This window comes from Pseudomonas sp. MWU12-2037 (assembly GCF_023242345.1).
GTDB classification, from domain to species: Bacteria; Pseudomonadota; Gammaproteobacteria; order Pseudomonadales; family Pseudomonadaceae; genus Aquipseudomonas; species Aquipseudomonas gingeri_D.
This window is the reverse complement of sequence record NZ_JALLIZ010000009.1, coordinates 295,600-318,725: the sequence shown is the minus strand read 5'-3', so window position 1 is coordinate 318,725 and position 23,126 is coordinate 295,600. Positions and strand designations below refer to the sequence as shown.

Sequence of the window (23,126 nt, the reverse complement as noted above, 5' to 3'; positions counted from 1 at the left end):
GCGTCCGGATGGGCACCGCAAGGCTCAAGGGCCTCTTCGCGGGCAAGCCCTGCTCCTACAGTATGTCGTCGATCACAGATTTGGTGTACGACACAAACCTGTAGGAGCAGGGCTTGTCGGGACGCCGCACCGCCGCGAATAGGCCCTCAATGCCCATGACTTCTTCCGACATGTGAATGCTCTTCAGCCGCCACCACGCTGCCGCTGACCTCCAACCGCTGCAAAATCCCGCATTGGTCCAGATCCGGCCCGCCTCCACAACGCTGGCGCAGGTCGAGCAACTGCGTCTGCAACGCCAGCAACCCGTCAATCCGCGCCTTGACGTGATGGATATGCTCATCAATCAGCGCATTCACGCTTTCGCATTGATCCTGCGGACTGTCGCGCAACCCCAGCAAGCTGCGAATCTCCTCCAGCGTCATGTCCAGGCTGCGGCAGTTGCGGATAAAGGTCAGGCGCTCCGCATGCGCCTGGGTGTACAGGCGGTAGTTGCCCTCGCTGCGCGCCGGTTCCGGCAGCAGGTTTTCCTTCTCGTAATAACGGATGGTTTCCACCTGGCAGTCGGTGAGTTTCGCCAGTTCGCCAATCTTCATCGTTCGATCTCCGAAAAGGGTGCTTGACCCTATAGTGGCTACAGGGTGTTCACTTGGCAACAAGCACTTTCAGGGACGCACCCATGAGCGACTCCATCCACACTTCGCACAAGCCTGCCGGCGATCATGCCCATGCTGGCCACGATCACGATCACGATCACGATCACGATCACGATCACAAGCATAGTCACGACCACGGCCATGACCACGGTCAGGCCGATAAGCCCGCGCCTCGGTCTTTCCGTGTCCTCCAGCCGGTAAAGGCTTCCCACTCCCATGGGGCGGCCGGGCATGCCCACAGCTGCTGTTCGACTGCCGAGGCCCCCGCGCTGATCAAACTCAGCGAGACCACCAGCGCCGACGCACGGTTGAGCCGTTTCCGAATCGAAGCCATGGACTGTCCCACCGAGCAGACGCTGATCCAGAACAAGCTCGGCAAGCTGGCGGGCGTGCAGCAGCTTGAGTTCAACCTGATCAACCGGATCCTCGGTGTGACCCATGACCTGTCGTCGACCACGCCGATTGTCGACGCCATCAAGTCCCTGGGCATGCAGGCCGAGCCGTTGGAAGAGGGCGCAAGCGCCGAAACTCCAAGCCAGCCGCCGGTGAAGAAACCCTGGTGGCCCCTGGCTTTGTCCGGTGTCGGCGCCCTGGTCGCCGAAGTGATTCACTTCACCGCCGTGGCCCCGACCTGGGTGGTGGCAATCATCGCGCTGGTTTCCATCCTCAGCGGCGGCCTGACCACCTATAAAAAGGGCTGGATCGCCCTGAAAAACCGCAACCTGAATATCAACGCGCTGATGAGCATCGCCGTGACCGGCGCGGTGCTGATCGGGCAGTGGCCGGAAGCGGCGATGGTGATGTTCCTCTTCACCATCGCCGAACTGATCGAAGCCAAGTCCCTGGACCGCGCGCGCAACGCCATCAGCGGCCTGATGCAGATGACGCCGGAAAAGGCCACGGTGCGCCAGGATGACGGCGAGTGGGTCGAACGTGAGGTTAAAAGCATCGAACTGGGTGCCTTGGTCCGGGTACGTCCTGGTGAGCGCATCGGCCTCGATGGCGAAGTGGTCTACGGCAGCTCCAGCGTCGATCAGGCACCGATCACCGGCGAAAGCCTGCCCATCGAGAAGAATCCGGGCGACAAGGTCTTTGCCGGCACCATCAACCAGGCGGGTTCACTGGACTATCGGGTGACGGCCGTCGCGGGCAATTCGACCCTGGCGCGGATCATCCATGCCGTCGAGCAGGCCCAGGGTGCGCGGGCGCCGACCCAGCGGTTCGTCGATATCTTCGCGAAAATCTACACCCCGGCGGTGTTCGCCTTCGCCCTGGCGGTGGCGGTGCTGCCGCCGCTGTTCATGAACGGCCTGTGGTTCGACTGGATCTACCGGGCGCTGGTCCTGCTGGTGGTCGCCTGCCCATGTGCTCTGGTGATCTCGACCCCGGTGACCATCGTCAGCGGCCTGGCCGCCGCCGCCCGCAAGGGCATTCTGGTCAAGGGCGGGGTCTATCTGGAAAGCGGGCACAAGCTTGATTACCTGGCCCTGGACAAGACCGGGACCATCACCCACGGCAAGCCGGTGCTGACCGACTATCTGGTCCTCAACCCACTGTTCGTCGAGACCGCGCCGTTGATCGCCGCCAGCCTCGCGGCGCGTTCCGATCACCCGGTGTCCCTGGCGATTGCCAAGGATGCGCAGGACAAACAGTGGACGCTACGTGACGTCGAAGCCTTCGAAGCCCTGGCCGGGCGCGGTGTGCGCGGCGAGGTCGGCGGCAAGGGTTATCACCTGGGCAACCATCGCCTGGTGGAAGACCTCGGTCTCTGCTCGGCGGCCCTGGAGGAAAAACTCTTCGCCCTGGAAAAACAAGGCAAGACCGTGGTGTTGCTGCTCGACGCCTCCGGCCCGTTGGCGCTGTTCGCCGTGGCCGATACGGTCAAGGCTTCCAGCCGTGAGGCGATCCGCGAGTTGCACGCGCTGGGGATCAAGACCCTGATGCTGACCGGGGACAATATCCACACCGCCTCGGCCATTGCCGCCCAGGTCGGGATCGACGAGGCCCGTGGCGACCTGTTGCCCACCGAAAAACTGCGGGCCATCGAAGAGCTGTATGCCCGTGGCCATCAGGTCGGCATGGTCGGCGACGGCATCAACGACGCCCCGGCCCTGGCCCGTGCCGAGATCGGCTTCGCCATGGCCGCCGCCGGTACCGACACCGCCATTGAGACCGCCGATGTCGCCCTGATGGACGATGATCTGCGCAAGATTCCGGCTTTCATTCGCCTTTCGCGCCAGACCGCGCGTATCCTCAGGCAAAATATCGCCCTGGCCCTGGTGATCAAGGCGATCTTCCTGGCGGTGACTTTCATCGGCCTGGCAACCATGTGGATGGCGGTATTCGCCGATATGGGCGTCAGCCTGCTGGTGGTGTTCAATGGGTTGCGCCTGCTGCGCAAGTAAACGAATGAGAGGGTGATGTGCTGAGTGCCGAGCTGAAGGCGTTTTATATGGTCGCCCGCCTGGGCAGCATCACCCTGGCGGCAAAAAAGCTCGGGCTCAGCCAGCCCACGGTGACCACCCAGATTCGTCATCTGGAAAGCCAGTATTCGGTCGAGTTGTTCTATCGAGGCGGTCGGCGCTTGAGTGTCAGTGAAGACGGCGCGCGCTTGCTGCCGATGGTCAAGGCGCTGTTGCAGCAGGAAGCCGATATCGAGTTTTTCCTGCGCAACGCCGGGCAGGTGCAGGGCACCTTGCGCATTGCCGCGACGGCGCCGTATTACATCCTCGATCTGGTGAAGGCCTTTCGCGAACGTCTGCCGCAGGTGGAAGTGTCGGTGGAGATCGGCAACTCCCAGCAGGTGCTGGAGGCGCTGGAGGATTATCGGGTCGATGTGGCGGCTTCGTCGCAGTTGCTGGAGGACCCGCGGTTGATCCGCCGGGTGCTGGGCAGTGATCCGCTGGTGCTGGCGGTGCATCGCAATCATCCACTGGCGGTACATGATCATGTGCCGCTGAGCGCGCTGGCCGGGCATTGCCTGTTGATGCGAGAACCGGGTTCGACCACCCGGCATCTGACGGAAGAGCTGTTGCGTAATGCGCAGGTCAGTTATGGCCCGCTGCTGGAAATCGGCAGCCGTGAGTCGATTCGTGAGGCGGTGCTACGCAATATCGGCATCAGCATCATTGCCCGGCAGGAAGTCCCTCACGACCCGCAACTGCGGGTGCTGACCATCGAGAATGCCCCGCAGATTCCCGAATACCTGTATTGCCTCAAGGAACGCAAGGCGGCGCGTTTGCCGGCGGCGTTTCTGGGGTTGGCGCAGGAAATGGCGCCGGCCTGAGATATCGGTGGTGAATGGCCGTCTGCTGCTCAGCCGTTCGCGGCGGTGCGGCGATCCGACAAGCCCTGCTCCTACAGTGCGCTGTCATACACAAAACCTGTGAACGACACGAAACTGTAGGAGCAGGGCTTGCCCGCGAAGGCGTCGGCTCAGGCGACCCAAATCCCCAACCCAAATCTACCAATACCACTATCGGCAACTTTGGCCTTATTGCCACATAGCCTACGCATTCCCTCCCTAGCATGACCCTCATCCGCTAGATGAGGTCCGTCCATGAACAACTCGATCGCCAACGCCCTGGCCAACCCCGGCGCCCCGATGAAGGTCCGTGGGGTGCGCAAGCGCTTCGGCGCCTTCACCGCGCTGGACAACGTCTCCCTGGACGTGGCCGCCGGCGAGTTGGTCTGTCTACTTGGCCCGTCCGGCTGCGGCAAGACCACCTTGCTGCGTTGCATCGCCGGCCTTGAACGTCAGGACGACGGCGAGCTGTTCCTCGGCGAACGCAATGTCTCCGATCTGCCACCCCAAGCCCGCGACTACGGCATCCTGTTCCAGTCCTACGCGCTGTTCCCGAATCTGACGGTCGAGGCGAATATCGCCTACGGCCTGGCCGGCAGCGGTCGCGAGGTCACCCGCAAGCGTGTCGGTCAGATGCTGGAACTGGTCGGCCTGCTCGGCAGCGAAAAGAAATACCCCGGGCAACTCTCCGGCGGCCAGCAACAGCGTGTAGCCCTGGCCCGCGCCCTGGCCCCGGCGCCCTCGCTGTTGCTGCTGGATGAGCCGATGTCGGCCCTCGACGCCCGGGTCCGCGAGCATCTGTGCACCGAGCTGCGCCAGCTGCAACGCAACCTCGGCGTGACCACCCTGATGGTCACCCACAACCAGGACGAGGCCATGCTGATGGCCGACCGCATCGCCGTGATGAACAACGGCAAGGTCGAGCAGTACGCCACGCCCCAGGAAATCTACGACAGGCCGGCCACGCCGTTCGTCGCCGAATTTGTCGGCCAGGGCAACTGGCTGCCGTTCCAGCGCAGCAGCGACAGCCATGCGCGGGTCGGTGGCATGGATGTGCGCCTGGCTGATGGCACCGCACGGGCGGCTTCCGGTCGGCTGTTCTGCCGCCCCGAGGCGATCAACGTCAACCCGCCGGTGCATGAGGAAAACCTGTTTCCGGCCCGGGTTCGCGAGATCACCTTCCTCGGCAATCGCTGCCGCATGAGCTTCGAACTCAACCAGTTGCCCGGTCATGCGCTGTTGGCCGAAATCGGTCCGCAGGACATGCCACGCCTCGGTGCGCCGGATATCTGGGTGGCATTGCCGCCGCGCAGCCTCCAGGTGTTTGCCTGAGATGGCCGCTGAAATCAGCCTGGCCCTGTCCCGGCAGTCGAGCGTGAAGACTGCCCGGGTCGGCCTCGGCGACCGTCTGTTCGTGGTCGGCGGCAAGCTGCTCTGGCTCTGTCTGCTGGGTGTGGCGGTGCTGCTGCCATTGCTGGCGATCTTCTGGCGCGGTTTCAGCAGTGAAGCCGGGCAGGGCGGTGGCTGGATCGCGGCAAAGGAACTGGTGAACAGCGACAATTTCCACTGGCTGCTGGGTAATAGCCTGAAGGTTTCCCTCAGTGTGGCGGCCATCGTCGTACCCCTGGCCTATCTGTTTGCCTACGCCCTGCAACGGACCCTGATTCCCGGCAAATCCCTGTGGCGCGCCCTGTCCCTGTTGCCGCTGATGGCCCCGTCGATGCTGCCGGGTATCGCCCTGGTCTACCTGTTCGGTAACCAGGGCCTGCTGCGTGGCCTGCTGTCGGAAAATATCTACGGTTTCTGGGGAATAGTCCTCGGCGAAGTCATCTACACCTTTCCCCATGCCCTGATGATCCTGATCTCGGCCTTGTCCCTGGCCGATGCGCGGTTGTTCGACGCCGCGTCGAGCATGGGCGCCAGTCCCTGGAAGGCGTTTCACAGCATCACCTGGCCGGCCAGCCGCCAGGCGGTATTCGCCGCCTTCTGCCTGGTATTCACCCTGACGATCACCGACTTCGGCGTGCCGGTGGTGGTGGGCGGCGACTATCAGGTGCTGGCGCTGGAAGCCTACAAGGCGGTGGTCGGCCAGCAGCAATTCGGGCGTGGCGCCTTGATTGGCATGATCCTGCTGTTGCCGGCGCTGTTCAGTTTTGCCGTCGATGCCTGGCTGCGCCGCCGTCATGGCGAGGCCATGAGCGGGCGGGCCCAGGTATTCAAACCGGCACCGTCACGCCGCCGCGACGCCTGCTACCTGGCGATCGTGCTGTTGATCTGCGCGGCCCTGCTGCTGGTATTCGGCATGGCGGTGTACTCGTCGCTGGTGAAGTTCTGGCCGTACAACCTGTCGTTGTCGTTCAGTCACTACGCCTTCAATGCGACCACCGGCAGCGGTTGGCTGGCCTACCGCAACAGCCTGACCCTGGCCCTGAGCACGGCGCTGATCGGCAGCGGGCTGATTTTCACCGGGGCCTACCTGATGGAGAAAACCCGCAGCCAACGCGGCCTGAACCTGGCCTTGCGCATCCTCGGTTTCGTGCCGATGGCGGTCCCGGGTTTGGTCCTGGGCCTGGGCTACGTGTTCTTCTTCAACCTCAACGGCAACCCGCTGAATGTGTTCTACGGGACCATGACCCTGCTGGTGGTCTGCACCATCGCCCATTACCTGACCACCGCGCAGATGACCGCCACCACCGCGTTGCGCCAGCTCGACAACGAGTTCGAAGCCGCCGCCCTGTCGCTCAAGGCGCCGCTCTACCGGCATTACCTGCGGGTCACGCTGCCGATCTGCCTGCCGGCGTTGCTCGACATCGTGCGTTACCTGTTCGTCTCGGCGATGACCACGGTGTCGGCGGCGATCTTTCTCTACAGCCCCGACACCATCCTCGCGGCGGTGGCGGTGCTGAACATGGACGACGCCGGCAATGTCGGCGGTGCCGCCGCCATGTCGAGCCTGATCCTGTTTACCTCGGTGGCCGTCTCGCTGCTGCTGGCCTGGGCGTCGCGCGGCGTGTTGCGCCGCTCCCAGGCCTGGCGGCAGATCGAGCCCGGGCATTGATCCCGCCACAACCCATTTGCCCAACCCAACCACACTCATCAAGGAACCGCACCATGTTCAAGCCCCTGGCTCTTGCCGCTGCTGTCCTCACTGCTTTCAGCCTGAATGCCTTTGCCGCGAAAACCGAACTGACCGTGTACACGGCCCTTGAGTCCGAGCAGTTGACCGCCTACAAGAAAGCTTTCGAAGCGGCCAACCCGGACGTGGAAATCAAGTGGGTGCGCGATTCCACCGGCATCATCACCGCCAAGCTGCTGGCCGAGAAGGCGCGGCCGCAGGCTGACGTGGTCTGGGGCCTGGCGGCTTCCAGCCTGGCGATCCTCGATCAGCAGGGCATGCTGCAAAGCTACGCACCCAAGGACCTGGGCAAGATCGGCAACCACTATCGCGACGCGGCGAACCCGCCGTCGTGGGTCGGCATGGACGTCTGGGCCGCGACCATCTGCTTCAACACCGTCGAAGCCGAGAAGCAGCATTTGACCAAGCCGGTGAGCTGGCAGGACCTGACCAAACCCGAGTACAAGGGCAAGATCGTGATGCCGAACCCGGCCTCGTCCGGCACCGGTTTCCTGGATGTCAGCGCCTGGTTGCAGACCTTCGGCCAGGAGCAGGGCTGGAAGTACATGGATGAACTGCACCAGAACATCGGCCAGTACGTTCACTCCGGTTCCAAGCCGTGCAAGCTGGCGGCGTCGGGTGAATTCCCGATCGGTATTTCCTTCGAATACCCGGCGGTGCAGCTGAAGCGCCAGGGGGCGCCACTGGACATCATCCTGCCGAAGGAAGGCCTGGGTTGGGAGATCGAGGCGACTGCGGTGATGAAGGGCACCCCCCATGAAGAGGCGGCGAAGAAGCTGGCGGATTTCTCGGCCAGCCCGGCGGCCATGGAGCTGTACAAGGAAAACTTCGCCGTGCTGGCACAGCCGGGTATTGCCAAGCCGCAGACCGAATTGCCGGCGGATTACGAGCAGCGCCTGATCAAGAACGACTTTGCCTGGGCCTCGAAGAACCGCGACGAAATCCTCACCGAATGGCGCAAGCGTTATGACGGCAAGTCGGAGAAGTTGCCTCAGTAACATCCTTGTTTGACTCGCGGGCCTCTTCGCGGGCAAGCCCTGCTCCTACAAGTCTGTGTCGGACACATCATGTACGTACGACGCGAACCTGTAGGAGCAGGGCTTGCCCGCGAACCGCGCAGCGGCCATTCCCCTCAGGACCCACCCCATGACAAACCACAACGACATCCTTATCGTCGGCGCTGGAATCCTCGGCCTGTCCCACGCCTACGCCGCCGCCCGACGCGGCCTCAAGGTCACGGTCTTCGAGCGCAGCGCCACGCCCCTGGGCGCTTCGGTGCGCAACTTCGGCCAGGCCCTGGTCACCGGCCAGCCGCCGGGCATCATGTCCGAGCTGTCCCGCGCCAGCCGCGATATCTGGGCTCACTGGGCACAACAGGCCGGTTTCGCCCTCAAGCGCAACGGCTCGTACCTGTTCGCCCGTACCGAAGCCGAAGAACATCTGCTGGACGCCTTCTGCGCCGGTCGCGCCCGGGAACAGGGCTACCGCGTCGAACTGCTGCGCGGCGCGGCGCTGAACGATCTCTACGGCGGCCAATTCAGCCATCACCGCGCCGCGCTGCACGGTCTGGACGACCAACAGCTCTATTCCCGCGAAGCGATCCCGACGCTGATCGAGTACCTGCAACGGGACCTGGGCGTGACCTTCCACTTCTCGACCCTGGTCCGCGAAGTCGAGTCCGGCCAGTTGCACAGCACCGCCGGCACCTTCCGTGGGGAACAGATCATCGTCTGTTCCGGCCACGATTATCAGACCCTGCTGGCCGAGCCCATCAGCCAGTTGCAACCGGGCATCTGCCGCCTGCAAATGCTCCGCGCCCGACCCCAGGTGGAGCTGAACCTGCAACACGCGCTGCTCACGGGCCTCAGCTGCGTGCACTACGGCGCCTTTGCCGATCTGCCGGAAGCGGCGGCCGTCCAGGCCGAGATCCTGCGCGATAGCCCGCACCTGCCTGAACACGGTATCCACCTGCTGATCAGCCCGACGCCTTATGGCGACCTGATCATCGGCGACTCCCACCACTACGGCAGCGATGCCTCGCCGTTCAATGCCGAACAGGTCGATACCTGGCTGCTGGAACTGGCCGAGCAGACCCTGGGCTGCAAGGTGCAGGTGCTGGAGCGTTGGCAGGGGGTCTACGGCTCCAGGGGGCCGGGTCCCTTTTCGTTCCTCCGGGCCGTGCCGGGCGTGAGTGCCGCGCTGATGCACACCGGGGTTGGCATGAGCGTCGGTCCGGCCCTGGCCGAAGGCAATATCGCCCATTTGCTGGGGGAGTCGGCATGAAGTCCGTCGAGCAGGTGCTGGATGAGGTCTTCGGCCTGTACCAGCAGTTCGGCAGCGCCGACTACATCGGTGAGCCGGTGTCCCAGTTGGAGCATATGTCCCAGGCCGCGCAGCTGGCGCTGGCCGAGGGCTTCGACGATGAAGTGGTCCTGGCGGCGTTCTTCCACGATATCGGGCATATCTGCCCGACCGGCGAACAGCCGACGGGGGATATGGGCGGCTATGGCGTGGTCAGTCACGAGCGTCTCGGCGCGGATTATCTGCGTCGGGCGGGCTTCAGCGAGCGGCTAGCGCGACTGGTGGAATATCACGTCCAGGCCAAGCGTTTTCTGACATTGCGTGAGCCCGGATACTACGACTGCTTGAGCGAAGCGAGCCGGCGTACCCTGGAGTACCAGGGCGGTGTCATGACGGAAGAAGAGGCTCGGCAGTTCGAGCAGGATCCGCTGTGTGCCGTGAGCCTGCGGATGCGCCATTGGGACGAGCAGGCCAAGCTCAAGGCCGTGCCGGTGATTGATCTGCGGCTGTTGCGCGACAAGGCGGAGAAGTTCCTACGTTGATTCTGGAAAAGTGACCACAGGTCTATGCGGATTTGACGTGGGATGCCAGAGACTATTCGGATATAAATAAATACGACCTTGGCTGAAGATGACTCTCGCAGTTCAAGCACGGCGCGCCGTTGCGGAACTGTCTGAAAGTTCGATTCGACGGTGCTCTCGCCGCACGACTCGATGTTGTCTTCATCCAATAATAATGCCGAGGTCTACATCTATGCTGGAAGCAACCCAACAAGAAAACACCCTTCAGGAAATGACCCTCGAAGAGACCCAGGACGTTCGTGGTTCCGGGTTCTTCACCGATTTCGGTCCGCTCCTCGACCAAGCGGTCGACTGGATCTCCGAAGGCCTGAAGAAAGCCAGCTGATCCCGCTGCCAGGGCGATAGCTATCGCCCATTGTAGGAGCCGGCTTGCCGGCGATGGCGTCCGGATGGGCAACGCGAGACCTTGCGGTCGCGTCGCCAGCCAGCCGGTTCCTACAGGGTGCGTTGTGTCCTCAGAGCTGTATTCCCTCACTGGCGCGAGCCCTGTCGCGTCGGTTGCCATGCACGAGTTCACCTATGCTTGAGTTGGGCAAGGTCGCGCCGCGAACGGCGCTGGCACCCGTGGTCTTCGCCTGGTTCGTCTGCCTGTTTTTCGCCGGTGGCCTGGTTCTGCTGTTTATCGGCAACTACGCGAAGAAAGAAGATGTCCCGGGCCGGATCCTGACCCGCGATGTGGTGCGCATCACCAGTGAACGCCCCGCCCATATCCGCGAAGTGCTGGTGGAGGCCGGCGACTCGGTGAGCAAGGACCAGCCCCTGGTGCGTATCCGCACCCTGGAGCCGGAAAGCTTCAACGAAGGCAGCGACAAACCCCTTTCCGCCCAAAGCGCCGAGCGTCTGGGCAGCTTGCTGGACGATGCCACGGGCGATGAACGCCAGGCCCGTTCGGCCCATGAAACCCAGAAAAAACTCCTGCAATTGCAGATCGAACAACTGCACAAGGATCTGCAACTCACCGCCACCATCAAGCGCTCGATCCAGCGTCGGGCCGCGATTGCCCAGGAAAATCGCCAGCGTCATGAGCGCCTGGCGGCCGAAGGCGCGGTGTCCGTGGCGGCGCTGAACGAGGCGATCGTCAAGCACGAGGCTGTGCTCCAGGACCTGGCCAATAACGACCTGGCCCAGGCCAGCGCGCAGCAACGGATCCTCGAACTGGAGCAGCGCGGCAGCGAAGCCGATCACACTCTCAGCAGCCGCCTCAGCGATCTCGCCCGGCAACGCCATGACTTGCGCGAGCGTTTGGAGAGCCTCAACAAGAGCCAGGAATATGTCCTGTTGTCCCCCGTCGAGGGCGTGGTCGATGCTGTCTCGGTGTTCCCCGGCGCCCGTGCCCAGGGCGGCCAGCCGATGATGTTGCTGCGCATCAGCCGGGCGCTGCACGAGGCGCCGGTGGTGGTCCTTGATGTCAGCCCGGCGGCCATCGGTTTTGCCGGCGCTGGCACCGAAGTCATCGTGCGGGTCGATGCGTTTCCCTATGAGCGTTATGGCGTGATCAGGGGGCAGATTGTCCGTAGCACCGCCAGTACCTACCTGGAAGCCGCGCCCGGTGCCAGGACCGATGGCGAGGAACCGGGGCCGACTTATCGCGCCGAGGTGAAGCTCGACTTTTCCGACCCGCGGACCAAGATCCGCCAGGACTGGCTCAAGGACGGCATGACCCTCAGCGGTTCGTTGCGCCTGGAGCGGCTGAACCTGATGGAATGGCTGTTCCTGCCGGTGCTCCGTGGGCTGGCGGGCAATCCGGATTATCTGCCGACGCTGGGCACCCCGGCGCGGCCTGTGGATAAATCCGCATGAGCCGCCTCAAGCAATCCCTGCGCGAGGCCCTGGCCCGCTCGCGGCAGTTGTTCCAGCGCACGGTCCCGGTGATTCTCCAGGACGAAATGTCCGAATGCGGCATGGCCTCGATTGCCATGGTCGCCGGTTATCACGGCAAGGCCCTGAGCTTGCGCGAGATGCGCCAGCGCTACCGGGTGGCGCGGGACGGCATGTCGCTGTTCCAGGTGATCAAGGTCAGCGAAGAGCTGGGTTTCAGCTGCCGCCCGCTGCGCTTGCAACTGCACGATGTGCGGCAACTGCGCACGCCGTCGATCCTGTTCTGGAACAATATGCACTTCGTCGTGCTGCAATCCACCAATCGCCAAGGACTGCATATCGTCGATCCGGCGGTGGGGCGGCGTTTCTATACCTGGGAAGAAGCGCTGTCGATGTTCAGCGGCGCGGCGTTGGAAATGCTGCCGGGGCTGGGCTTCACCACCCAGGTCCATCGGCGTGTTCCCGGTACCTTCGGCCCGCTCGGCGTGCTGCGCAACAACACCTGGCTGCTGCGTTACCTGGTGCCCATGGGCCTGCTGTCGGTGGTCGGCTACTTCGGAGCCATTGCCGCGCCCAAGCTGTTTTCCCTGACCATCGATGAAGTGGTGGCGAAGAACGACGAGGATTTCCTGTTTCTGATCCTCTATGTCTTTGGCGGGATCTTTCTGTTCAAGAGCCTCGCCGCCTGGCTGCGGGCGGTCCTCGATATGCGCCTGCGCGTTGCCCTGAGCCAGGACCTGTCCACCGGCGTTATCGCCTGGCTGCTGCGCTTGCCGGTGAGTTATTTCGAGCGCCGCGCCCCCGGCGATATCCTGCGGCGGACCCAGGCCACCGACAAAGCCTTCGTGCAGTTCACCGCCGGTTGGATGGACATATCCATCGACCTGGCCTTCGGCGTGGCGTTTCTCGCACTGATGGCTTTGATCAACGCCAAGCTGGCGGCCCTGTCGTTGCTGTTGTGCCTGCTGTTCTTTCTGTTTCGCGGCGTGACCCTGCCGGTCATGGAGAAACACCACAAGACCTCGATCGAAGCCGAGACGGCGCGCAACGTGACCCTGCTCGGCACCCTGGGCAATGTCGAGTCGATGAAGCTCTACAACTACGAAGCGGCCAAGCTGGCGAACTGGAGCAACCAGCACACCGATACCGAAATGGCCCGCGCCGGCGTCCAGCGTTTGCAGGCGATGAACCAGGTGGTGCACGAAGGGTTGTCCCATGGCCATTCGCTGCTGGTCAGCGCCCTCGGTGCGCTGGCCGTGCTCCACGGCGAGAACAGCGTCGGCGACCTGTTCGCCTTTGTCCTCTACAAGGACATGTTCATGGGCTGCGCGCTGAAGGTGGTCGACAGCTATATGAACCTGCGGCTGGTGAAGGTCGAGCTCAAGCGGGTCGAGGAAATCGTCGATGAACCGGTCGAGCAGGTGGAGTCGAGTGTGTACAGCGCCGATCCCCTTGGCCAGCAGCAACCCTTGCGCTCGATCCAGATCGAAGGCGCGCGCTTTCGCTACAGCTCGTTCGACCGGCCGACCTTCGAGGACCTGAGTTTCAGCCTGGAAAGCCCGAACCGACGCATCGCGATATTCGGTCCTTCGGGCTGCGGCAAGAGCACCTTCCTGAAAGTGCTCGCCGGGTTCTATGCCCTGGACACCGGGCGCTTCAGGATCAACGGCCAGGCGATGCGGCATTTCGGTTTGCGCCGCTACCGCCAGAGCGTGGCCTATGTCACGGCCCACGACGAAATCATCGCCGGTACGGTAATCGAGAATATCCTGATGGACAGCGACCCGCTGGACGGCACGCGCTTGCAGAGCTGTGTCGAGCAGGCCGGGTTGCTGGAAAGCATCCTGAAACTGAGCAATGGCTTCAATACCTTGCTCGGACCCATGGGCGTGCAATTGTCCTCGGGCCAGAAGCAACGCCTGTTGATCGCCCGGGCACTGTATCGGCGCCCGGAACTGTTGTTGCTCGATGAGCCGACTTCCCATCTGGACCCCAGTGCCCGCGATGTGATTATCGAGACCGTGCGCCGCTTGCCCATGCTGTGTGTGATCGTGACCCACGACAAGGCCGTGGCCCTGGCCTGCGACAGGGTACTGCTGATGCACCAGGGGCGTTTGCGGCCGTTGAGCGGCGCGGCGCGATGACTCCGTTTCGTCCGGGCTGGCCGATCCGCCGCTGGCTGTGGTGGATGCGCTGCAAGGCCGGGTTGCGGGCGCGCCTGGTGAAAGGACTGGCGCTGATCTTTCGGCTGAAGGTTGCGCACCGTTGCTTGCCGCTGTTGCCGGTCGTGCTGCTGCGGCTGCCCTCCGCGTGGCGCGGCCCGGACTACAACGCCTGTCGGCAGAACCTCGAATTGTTTGGACTGGAGCCCCGCGCCTGTCGGCTAGTGGCTTGTCGCTACAGCGCCATCCAGTTGCAGTGCGCGATCTACCAGGTGCTTTACCCTCGCGATTATCCCGAGCGGTTGCGGGCCTGGATTCGGGCAATTGCCTGGAACGATCCGCAGCAACACTGGCCGCGTACGCGGGTGCGCTCGACCATCATCGTGCTGGCGCACACCGGGGAATACTGGATGGCGGTGGCCTGCATGATCGAGCGCTATCCGGCACCGAAGCGTTTCATCATTCCGATCTGGAACTTCAACGATCCCCTGACCCGGCGCTCCCTCAAGAGCCTGGAAGCCTTCGGGCATCGCGTGGATATTCTCGACAGCAACGCGCCAAAGACCGCGTTGGCGATTGCCCGGGCGCTGAAGCACGGCGACCAGGTGATCATCTTTGCCGACCTGCCGGTGAGTTTCGGTGGAGTACGCTCCGGCGAGCCGGTGGACGGCCACCTGTTCGGCCGCGCCGCGCAATTCGTCAAGGGGCCGATGTTCCTGGCGGCGAAAATGAAATGCGACGTGCTGCTGGCAGGGCATCGTGCCGAGCTTGGCGGCTGCGGTGAGCTGCATGTGATTCGGTGGATCACCCGGGCCGCCGCACCGGATATGCAGGCGCAATGGGCGCGGGCGATGGAGTCGTTTATTGCCGAGGCTCCCGAGCACTGGTTCTACTTGTCGCGGTTGGAGGCTTTCTATCAGCGGCAAAAGACTTCGGAGGAGAAGTCCTCGGGACTGCCGGGTCTGCTGCAACGGCGGGGGCTCGGATGATGAGGCGCAGCCCGGAGCTGATGCTGGTTGTCCTGCTATTGGCCGGGTGTTCGTTTATTCCCGATTACCAGCAGCCGTCGCCAACCGTGGCCGAGCACTGGCGAGACGCGAGTCCCCAGGGCGATGCCGTGCCGTTACCGGACTGGCACAAGGTCTTTCCCGACCCCGAGCTGCAAAGGCTGATCGAGCTGGCACGGGTCCATAACCATGATCTGCAGGTGGCCGTCCTGCGCATCGACGAGGCCCGGGCGCTGTATGGGATTTCCACCGCCGATCAATGGCCCAGTGGCGGGATCGACGGTTCGGTGCAACGGCAGAAGATTTCCGCCGCGGACTCGCCCACTGGCAAGGCGGTGATCCGCGAACAAGGGCAGTTCAGGTTGGGGATCACCGCCTTTGAACTGGATCTCTGGGGCCGCGTCCGGGCGTTGAAAACCGAAGCCGGGCAACGCCTGGTGGCCCGTGAAGAAGATGCCCTGAGTGTGGGGATCAGTCTGGTCGGCGAGGTCGCGACGGCTTACTACGAACACCGTGCCTATCTTGAATTGCACCGGCAGAACCGACAGTTGCTGGAGCGGGCGGGTGAGTCGAAACGGCTGATCGGCCGCCGCCAGGAATTGGGACTGGCGAGCGAACTGGAGTTGCGTCAGGCCGATACGCTGGCGCTGACCTTGGAGGCCGAGATGGCCGACGCGGCGCGTCAACAGGGGCTGGCGCTGAACCGCCTGGAGTTGCTGGTGGGCACGACGCTTGATCCCGCGCGTCTGTCCTCCGGGGAGTGGAGCGAAGGGCCACCGTTGCCGGAGATTGCCCCGGGCCTGCCTTCCGAATTGTTGGTGCGCCGCCCGGATATTCGCGCCGCCGAGGCCCGGCTCAAGGCCTTCAACGCCAATATCGGTGCCGCCCGGGCGGCTTTTCTGCCGAGCATTTCCCTGACCGGCTTCTTCGGTGTCAGCAGCCCGCAGTTGAGCGAGCTGTTTTCCGGCGAGGCCAAGGGCTGGTCCTTTACGCCCGCGGTGACCGTGCCGCTGTTCGATATCGGTCGGCGTTTCACGCAGCTTGAGCTGTCGAAAGTGCAGCGTGAGATTGCCGTGGTCGAGTATCAGCGTTCTATCCAGCAGGCCTTTCGTGAAGTGGCCGATGCGCTGGCTTCGAACGAGCCGCTCAATCGGCAGCTCAATGCACAGCAGCGGCTGGTGCTGAACGAGTCGCGCCGCGTCGAGTTGGCGCAACTGCTCCATCAGGATGGCTTGAATAGCTACCTCGAAGTGCTCGATGCCCAACGCGGCCTGAGCACGGCGCAACAAGCCCTGATCAGGACCCGCTTGTTGCAGGTGAGCAACCTTATCGCCCTGTACAAGAGCCTGGGCGGTGGGTGGTCCTGAGCGTTGCCGTGCCTCTCAGCACAGGGCGCGGTTTCGTACACAGGCTCAGGAATCCTGGTCTGGTGGCTGAAAGATGCGCTGCACTAGGGTAGTGGCTCACATGGAAAGGAGTTGTTTATGCGTTATTTGAGAATGACCGCCCAGGATCGCAGCGGCAATGGTCGGGCCGATACGGTGTTGCTGCGCTTTTATGAGGAAGTGCCCGGCAAGCCTGACAAGCTGGTGCTCAAGGCGGCGTCGGTCGATATGACCGCCGATGGGGTGACGGACTTGCAGTTCGGTGGTGACGTCAATGGTGATGGCAGGGACAACGCCAAGGACGAAAAGCTGCTCAGGGCCTTTGCCAACCAGTTCCTGAAGCTTGGCTGGTTCAATCGAGGGAAAAGCTGGCAGCGCTATATCAAGGTGTTTGCCGAGAACTATCACCACGACAAGTCACCGAATGTGGTGAGGTTGCATCTTCATGAAGGGACGGGGACGCCGAGAAACCAGACCCTGGTCTTCAAGGCCTCGGCCCATGACACCGACAATAATGGGACGCTGGATTCGGTGGTTTATTTCGATGCCGACGGTGACGGTATTGTCAGCCGGGCCGAAGAGGAGTGGATCAAGTCCATGGGCCGGACCTTTCTGAAGTTCAAGTGGTATAGCTGAACGTCCTGCTTCAGGTCTCAGCCAGACGCTGTAACAGCAAATCGATTTGCTCCTGGCGTTCTGGCTGGTTCAACCGGGCCTGGGGGTTGAGCGACGACCACTGCGGATGTGCCCGGGCCTTGTGCAAGGTCTCGGGCAACTTGCCCTCACGCCAACGGGTATCCACCGGCAGGCTCATCTTGATGCTCTCCATCGCCGCATGCCCACGTGCCTCCAGGGCTTGCAGCAGTTGCCGTTGGCGCAGGGCCAGCAGGCGCAGCACGTTGTCGTCGACGGTCAGTTCCCGTTGGCCCTTGAGTTTGCCCAGCAGGCGGCTGCCATAGCCGCGGACGGTTTGCAGGGCGCCGCCGGCGAGGGCTCCGGCCAGGGCGGCCGCGCCTAGGGTCAGACCTCCCACCAGCAGGTCGATACCAGCACCCGCCGCCGCGCCTGCGGCAATCCCACCACCGACCGTTACACCGAGTTGCTTGAGAGTTTCCGGGTTGAACAGATCGTCACCCCAGCGTCCGTCCAGTAACGGCAGGTCGCCGGCCGCCGCGTCGCCACGGCGGAATCCGTAGAGCTTGAGCAAAGCCTCGACACAACGTTGCTCCCGTTGGCGCACGGCCTGGCGCAGTTCGCCGATGGCTTGGGTTTGCGCGTCGGCGGCGCTGACCACACTGCGCCGACAGGCCGCACAGTCGATCAGCAGTTCGGCGATCAGGCGGTTGGCGCTCTGCCGCCGCGCCCGCCGCTGGGCCTCCAGGTCGAGGACCAGTCGTTCCAGCTGAGGGCGCGCGCCTTCGAGCAACAGCGCCAGGCTTTCATACAGCCGCCGCTCACCGTCTTCCGGCGGGGCCACGCTGTCGAAGCGCACCAAGGCGTGCAGGCCCAGGCGGGCCAGGGCTTCACGCCACTCCGGCTCGCGCTGTTCGGCGCTGCTGACAAAGTTGAGCACCGGCAACAGCGGCTTGCCGCAACTGGCGAGGACGCTCAGTTCGTCGCGGTATTTGGCCAGCACCGGCTCGCGGGCGTCGATCACATAAAGCCCGGCATCCGAAGCCAGCAACTGGCGCAGCACCTTGGCTTCCTGTTCGAAGCGCTGGCGGGCTTCGCTGCCATCGAGAAAACGGGCGACGCGGGCCGGGCCGTCGAGACGTTCGCCAGGTCGATCCAGACGTTCGAGGTAGTCGAGCAGGGCGATGGCATCTTCCAGGCCGGGGGTGTCGTAGAGTTCGAGCAGGGCTTCGCCGTCCACCGACAGCCGCGCGCCTTCCACATGCCGGGTGGTGCTGGGGCGGTGGGAGACTTCGCCAAAGCCGACGTCGCGGGTCAGGGTGCGCAACAGTGAGGTCTTGCCGACATTGGTGTGACCGACCACGGCCAGTTTCAGGGCTTTAGTCATGACCGGTCTCCAGCCAGTTCAACGGAGCACTGTCGGCGAAAGGCAGTTCCAGTTGTTGCAGGGCACTGTGCCAGTCGCCGAGGCGATCGGCATCCAGGGCCTGGCCGGGTGGCGCTTGCAGCAGCCAGACCCGGGTCGCGCCGGCACTGCGGGCCAGTTCGGCGATCAGCCCGAGGCTGCCACGGTCCGGCGAGCGCCGTGGGTCGCAGGCAATCGCCAGGCGGGCCGGCGGGAAGCGGGTCAATTGTTCAAGGAGCTTGTTCCGCGATTCGCGGCTGTCGAGGATACCGGCGTCCTTGACGGTTTTCGGCAAGGTCGGCGGCCAGGGGCGCTGGTTGTCCAGTTCGATGGCCACCAGCAAGGCGCCTTCGCTCTCCAACGCGGTGGTGCCGGTCTCGGCATTGTGCAGCGCGTCGGGTGCCGCATCGCTGACCCCCAGGCGTTCGCTGCTGGGCATCAGACGCTCGCGCAGTTGCGCGTAGCCGGGCAGGTTGAGGTCCAGGCTCAGGGCGCGGCTGCCACGGCGCCAGCGCCACAGGCAAAACCCGCCCAGCAGCAGGCGCGGTAACACGCCATAGACCACCAGCACTCCCACCAGCCAAGTGGCCCAGGCGTGCCGGGCGTTCTCCAGGTTCAGCGCGGTATTGCCGCTGGCACGGATCATCTCCGGGTCGGGCAGGTTGAAGCCGAGCAAGGCGGGCAGGGCGCCGAGGGCCTGGGTCACCGCGACAAAGGTGTCGCCGCGCAGCAGGGTGGTTTCCCAGACAAAACCGTAGCGCCGGGTCGACATCAACATCAGCAGCAGGACCAGGGCGCTGAGCATGGCCAGCAACCACAGGCCGTGGACCACGCAGCCGATGGCCCAGCGATTGAGGCGTCGGCGCTGGAGCATCAACAACAGGGCCGGCGCCAATTGCGCGGCCTGGGCATCGCGGGCGAGTTTTTCACTGAGCCACAGCCAGAGGCGGCCGAAGCTGGCCGCGTGTTCACCGGCGAAGACCAGGCCCAGGGCCCAGCTCAGCAGCAATAGCAGGTTCAGGCCGAGCAGGCTGCCGAGGGCCCAGAACACATTGACCGGCGTCTGGCCGTTGCCCAGGGCGGCGAAAGCCATGCCGGCGCCACTGACGATCACCAGCCCCGCGAGGACCAGCAGCGCCAATCGCGCGCCTTGCAACCAATGGTGCAACGCGTTGAGCAGGCCATCGCGCTCGGCCAGCCAGAGGGCGCGGTTCTGGATGCGGGTCGGCAGGTCGCCCCCCGCGGCGCGGGCGCGGCGATTGGCTTCGAGGTCTTCCAGCGGGCCTGCCTGTTCTTCGCGCAGGCGCACCGTCTCGGTCAGCCAGAGGCGGTGCAGGGGAGTCGGTTCAGTCACGCGGCGTCCTGGGCTCAAGTGAGCTGGAAGCATAACCGCTGTGGCGGGTAGCTGCATCCCGCTGTCCCTTGTGGAATGGCTGAGTTAATTTTGTCGGCGTATGTCCGAGTCGGCCCATGGGCTCTGGTATCCTCGGCGGCATGAACAGAACTCTTCCTTTAAGCCTGATCGCGGCCCTCGGTGAAAACCGCGTGATCGGCGTCGACAACAGCATGCCCTGGCATTTGCCGGCGGATTTCAAATACTTCAAGGCCACGACCCTCGGCAAGCCGATCATCATGGGGCGCAAGACCTGGGACTCGCTGGGCCGGCCATTGCCGGGCCGGTTGAACCTGGTGGTCAGTCGCCAGGCCGGTTTGCAGCTGGAAGGCGCGGAGGTTTTTCCGTCGCTTGCGGCGGCGCTGGTGCGCGCTGAACAGTGGGCGTTGGAGCAGGGCGCGAGCGAGCTGATGCTGATCGGCGGGGCGCAGTTGTATACCCAGGGGTTGGAGCAGGCGGATCGGCTGTACCTGACCCGTGTGGCGCTGAGCCCGGAGGGGGATGCCTGGTTTCCGCAGATCGATGAAAGCCTGTGGAGGTTGGTGTCCGATGAGCCGCACCCGGCGGCTGAGGGTAAGCCGGCGTTCAGTTTCGAGGTGTGGGAAAAGCGTTAAACGCTGTTCCTAAGAGGTGCCGAGGCTGAGCATGGTCTTGAGGGCCTCTTCGCGGGCAAGCTCCGCTCCCACATTGAGTTTTGAGTCGTACCCGAATCTTGTGTACGACCGAGAACCTGTGGGAGCGGAGCTTGCCCGCGAAGACGTTAGAACAGACGCCTAAAGACTCAAGCCTGCGCCAATTCCCCATGCTCTTCAGCCTCCAGCAGCGCCTTGTCGGTCTGCTGCATCACCTGGCTGGCAATCGCCCCGGCGGTGATCGAACCGCTGACATTCAACGCCGTGCGGCCCATGTCGATCAGTGGCTCGACGGAAATCAGCAACGCCACCAGTGACACCGGCAAGCCCATCGCCGGCAGCACGATCAGCGCGGCGAACGTCGCGCCGCCACCGACCCCGGCCACCCCGGCCGAACTCAAGGTCACAATGGCCACCAAGGTCGCGATCCACAGCGGATCCAGCGGGTTGATCCCCACCGTCGGTGCCACCATCACCGCCAACATTGCCGGATACAGCCCGGCACACCCGTTCTGGCCGATGGTCGCGCCGAACGAGGCGGCAAAGCTGGCAATCGACTGTGGAATCCCCAACCGGCGGGTCTGGGCTTCAATGCTCAGCGGAATGCTCGCCGCGCTGGAGCGGCTGGTGAAGGCAAAGGTCAGCACCGGCCAGATCTTGCGAAAGAAGCGCAGCGGGTTGATCCCGGCCAGGGACACCAGCAGGCCGTGGACCACGAACATCAAGGCCAGACCGATATACGACACCACCACGAAACTGCCCAGCTTGATGATGTCCTGCAGGTTGGAGCCGGCGACTACCTTGGTCATCAGCGCCAGCACGCCGTAGGGCGTGAGTTTCATCACCAGGCGCACCAGACGGGTGACCCAGGCTTGCAGGGTGTCGATGGCATTCACCACCTTCCGGCCCTTCTCGGCATCATCCTTGAGCAGTTGCAGCGCGGCCACGCCCATGAAGGCGGCAAAGATCACCACGCTGATGATCGAGGTCGGCTTGGCTCGGGCGAGGTCCGCGAAGGGGTTCTGCGGGATGAACGAAAGCAGCAACTGCGGCACATTCAGGTCGGCGACCTTGCCCGCGTAATCGCTCTGGATCACTTGCAGGCGGGCCAATTCCTGGGTACCGGCCACCAGGCCTTCGGCAGTCAGGCCGAACAGGTTGGTCAGGCCGATACCGATCAGCGCGGCGATGGCCGTGGTGAACAGCAGCGTGCCGATGGTCAGGAAACTGATCTTGCCCAGGGACGTGGCGTTGTGCAGGCGGGCCACGGCGCTGAGGATCGAGGCGAACACCAGCGGGATCACGATCATCTGCAATAATTGCACATAGCCGTTGCCGACCAGGTCGAACCAGCCGATGGAGGCCTTGAGCACCGGGTTGCCGGCACCGTAGATGCTGTGCAGGGCGACACCGAAGAGCACGCCCAACACCAGGGCGAGCAGCACTTTTTTCGCCAGGCTGAAGGTGGTGCGACGGGTTTGGGCCAGGCCCAGCAGCAGGGCGAGGAACACCAGCAGGTTGAGAATCAGCGGCAGATTCATTGAAGCTCCGGAAAACGATAGGTGCCAATTGCTCTGGTCGGCAATTGTGAACCGGTAAGCCTAACAGCTTGATAAATATGGATTTAATATCGATGTGGAATGGCTTCCATCGTTTTTGGAATAAGCCGCTGGCGCTTGGGCGTGGTGACGTGACCGGAACACGGGGAAGCATGGATGAAGACTGTCATAGACATTTGCCAGGGGCTGTTGCTGTTTGATACTAATAAATTGAAACTTGGGAAGTTCACAATCGGACTTATCTTATAAATATTAAGTATTGCTTTTCTTTTTGGGTGGCTGACGGAAGGCTTGAAGTTCGGGTGAGGACTAAATAATATTTATTTCGAGCTTTAGACCGTGTTGTGTACGGAGCAGGCCCAGGGTCGCTGCGTCTATAACGCTTTTGATTTTATAGGGATACTGTTCAGTTTTAAATGAGCTGAGTTGAGCTGGGAGGCGATAAGCTGTGGGTGTTTCGAATGTGTTCTTGTGTGCGGCCAAGTCTGCAGGTGCCATTAAAAAAGAAAAGTTCAGTCAAGGAAAACTGATCAGGGCCGAGCAAAGCTCAATTATCCGCCAAGGTATTTGTGGCGGGATAAGCATGATTTTTTTGGGGCTCTATGCCAAGCATGGGCTGCGTAGCTTGACGGATGCAAAATCATATAGTTGGTCGGCTTTATTAGAATTTGGGCTCAAGATTCAAAACGGATTGGCGGAGGTTCATGTCGATGGTGTTGGTCAGACGGCCAGCCAGGCAAGTGCTCAGGCATTGGCAATTAACTGTACTCGCTTGGGACCTGTCGTTGGCTTGAAATTTGTGAAAATGTATCCTGTCTTGACATGGCCCTGCCAGGAACGGATATCGAGAATTGTCATGTCTGAGCCGGGATATTACTTGATAGGTATTCCCGGTCATTATGTGACAGCTGTTTGCAGCCGCTCAGGTTCGACGGTTTTCTTTGATTGTAATGCGGGCGCGGCCGAGTTTAGTGGTGTCGATGGGATGATTAGAATGTTAGCGGGATACTTTAATAATAAGCAGGTGATGGATCTCTATACGGGGAGCACAAACAACGTGCATATCATGCGTTTTGATGCGATGTAATGAACTCATCGACGCTCCAGAAACATGCTTTCAAAAAGAACCGGCGCCTGGGCGCCGGTTCTTTTTGACA

Annotated in this window: 19 protein-coding genes; 15 read left to right on the top strand and 4 right to left on the bottom strand. The window is 62.8% G+C overall.

Annotation, left to right across the window (positions count from 1 at the left end; all coding sequences use genetic code 11):
* Positions 1–146: 146 nt before the first annotated feature.
* Entirely contained in the window at positions 147–593 is a 447-nt protein-coding gene (cadR, locus tag M5B42_RS19005; protein ID WP_177100954.1) for a Cd(II)/Pb(II)-responsive transcriptional regulator, read from the bottom strand.
* Positions 594–676: 83 nt separating this feature from the next.
* On the opposite strand from cadR, the gene M5B42_RS19000 reads away from it, so the two are divergent.
* The 13 genes from M5B42_RS19000 (at position 677) to M5B42_RS18940 (ending at position 16,983) form a co-directional block, all read left to right on the top strand.
* Positions 677–3,058, top strand: coding sequence for a heavy metal translocating P-type ATPase (locus M5B42_RS19000; protein WP_248746717.1), 2,382 nt, complete (start codon positions 677–679; stop codon positions 3,056–3,058).
* A 17-nt stretch (positions 3,059–3,075) separates the two neighbouring features.
* Positions 3,076–3,939: a LysR family transcriptional regulator gene (locus tag M5B42_RS18995; protein ID WP_177100958.1), complete on the top strand. Its 864-nt coding sequence runs from the start codon at positions 3,076–3,078 to the stop codon at positions 3,937–3,939.
* Between the two features lie 273 nt (positions 3,940–4,212).
* A complete protein-coding gene (locus M5B42_RS18990; RefSeq protein ID WP_152736781.1) occupies positions 4,213–5,289 on the top strand; it encodes a putative 2-aminoethylphosphonate ABC transporter ATP-binding protein in 1,077 nt (358 codons plus the stop codon).
* Between the two features lies 1 nt (position 5,290).
* A complete protein-coding gene (locus M5B42_RS18985; RefSeq protein WP_248746716.1) occupies positions 5,291–7,015 on the top strand; it encodes a putative 2-aminoethylphosphonate ABC transporter permease subunit in 1,725 nt (574 codons plus the stop codon).
* 53 nt (positions 7,016–7,068) lie between these two features.
* Positions 7,069–8,091 carry a putative 2-aminoethylphosphonate ABC transporter substrate-binding protein gene (locus tag M5B42_RS18980; protein ID WP_152736783.1) on the top strand — a complete coding sequence of 341 codons (1,023 nt, stop codon included), beginning with the start codon at positions 7,069–7,071 and terminating at the stop codon, positions 8,089–8,091.
* Between the two features lie 148 nt (positions 8,092–8,239).
* Positions 8,240–9,376 (top strand): TIGR03364 family FAD-dependent oxidoreductase, encoded by a 1,137-nt coding sequence (locus tag M5B42_RS18975; protein ID WP_248746715.1) that lies wholly within the window; start codon positions 8,240–8,242, stop codon positions 9,374–9,376.
* Positions 9,373–9,936: a phosphonate degradation HD-domain oxygenase gene (locus M5B42_RS18970; protein ID WP_248746714.1), complete on the top strand. Its 564-nt coding sequence runs from the start codon at positions 9,373–9,375 to the stop codon at positions 9,934–9,936. Before M5B42_RS18975 ends, M5B42_RS18970 begins: the two co-directional genes overlap by 4 nt.
* Before the next feature lie 211 nt (positions 9,937–10,147).
* Entirely contained in the window at positions 10,148–10,300 is a 153-nt protein-coding gene (locus M5B42_RS18965; RefSeq protein ID WP_177100966.1) for a hypothetical protein, read from the top strand.
* Between the two features lie 194 nt (positions 10,301–10,494).
* Positions 10,495–11,775, top strand: coding sequence for an HlyD family efflux transporter periplasmic adaptor subunit (locus M5B42_RS18960; protein ID WP_248746713.1), 1,281 nt, complete (start codon positions 10,495–10,497; stop codon positions 11,773–11,775).
* Entirely contained in the window at positions 11,772–13,937 is a 2,166-nt protein-coding gene (locus M5B42_RS18955; RefSeq protein ID WP_248746712.1) for a peptidase domain-containing ABC transporter, read from the top strand. The genes M5B42_RS18960 and M5B42_RS18955 overlap by 4 nt, the downstream gene beginning before the upstream one ends.
* A complete protein-coding gene (locus M5B42_RS18950; RefSeq protein ID WP_248746711.1) occupies positions 13,934–14,944 on the top strand; it encodes a hypothetical protein in 1,011 nt (336 codons plus the stop codon). The genes M5B42_RS18955 and M5B42_RS18950 overlap by 4 nt, the downstream gene beginning before the upstream one ends.
* Positions 14,941–16,329, top strand: coding sequence for an efflux transporter outer membrane subunit (locus M5B42_RS18945; protein WP_248746710.1), 1,389 nt, complete (start codon positions 14,941–14,943; stop codon positions 16,327–16,329). Before M5B42_RS18950 ends, M5B42_RS18945 begins: the two co-directional genes overlap by 4 nt.
* Before the next feature lie 117 nt (positions 16,330–16,446).
* The gene (locus tag M5B42_RS18940; protein ID WP_248746709.1) at positions 16,447–16,983 is read left to right on the top strand and encodes a hypothetical protein; all 537 of its coding nucleotides are present in this window, start codon (positions 16,447–16,449) and stop codon (positions 16,981–16,983) included.
* Between the two features lie 10 nt (positions 16,984–16,993).
* On the opposite strand, the gene M5B42_RS18935 is transcribed toward M5B42_RS18940, so the two are convergent.
* Together M5B42_RS18935 and M5B42_RS18930 are read right to left on the bottom strand one after the other, a co-directional pair.
* Complete coding sequence (locus tag M5B42_RS18935; RefSeq protein ID WP_248746708.1) at positions 16,994–18,367, bottom strand: DUF3482 domain-containing protein; 1,374 nt, start codon at positions 18,365–18,367, stop codon at positions 16,994–16,996.
* Positions 18,360–19,739, bottom strand: coding sequence for a DUF2868 domain-containing protein (locus M5B42_RS18930; RefSeq protein ID WP_248746707.1), 1,380 nt, complete (start codon positions 19,737–19,739; stop codon positions 18,360–18,362). Before M5B42_RS18930 ends, M5B42_RS18935 begins: the two co-directional genes overlap by 8 nt.
* A 140-nt stretch (positions 19,740–19,879) precedes the next feature.
* On the opposite strand from M5B42_RS18930, the gene M5B42_RS18925 reads away from it, so the two are divergent.
* Positions 19,880–20,392 (top strand): dihydrofolate reductase, encoded by a 513-nt coding sequence (locus M5B42_RS18925; RefSeq protein ID WP_103494485.1) that lies wholly within the window; start codon positions 19,880–19,882, stop codon positions 20,390–20,392.
* A 167-nt stretch (positions 20,393–20,559) separates the two neighbouring features.
* Here M5B42_RS18925 and M5B42_RS18920 read toward each other — a convergent pair whose 3' ends face one another.
* Positions 20,560–21,951: an L-cystine transporter gene (locus M5B42_RS18920; protein ID WP_152736791.1), complete on the bottom strand. Its 1,392-nt coding sequence runs from the start codon at positions 21,949–21,951 to the stop codon at positions 20,560–20,562.
* 466 nt (positions 21,952–22,417) lie between these two features.
* On the opposite strand from M5B42_RS18920, the gene M5B42_RS18915 reads away from it, so the two are divergent.
* Entirely contained in the window at positions 22,418–23,056 is a 639-nt protein-coding gene (locus M5B42_RS18915; RefSeq protein ID WP_152736792.1) for a hypothetical protein, read from the top strand.
* Positions 23,057–23,126: the final 70 nt, after the last annotated feature.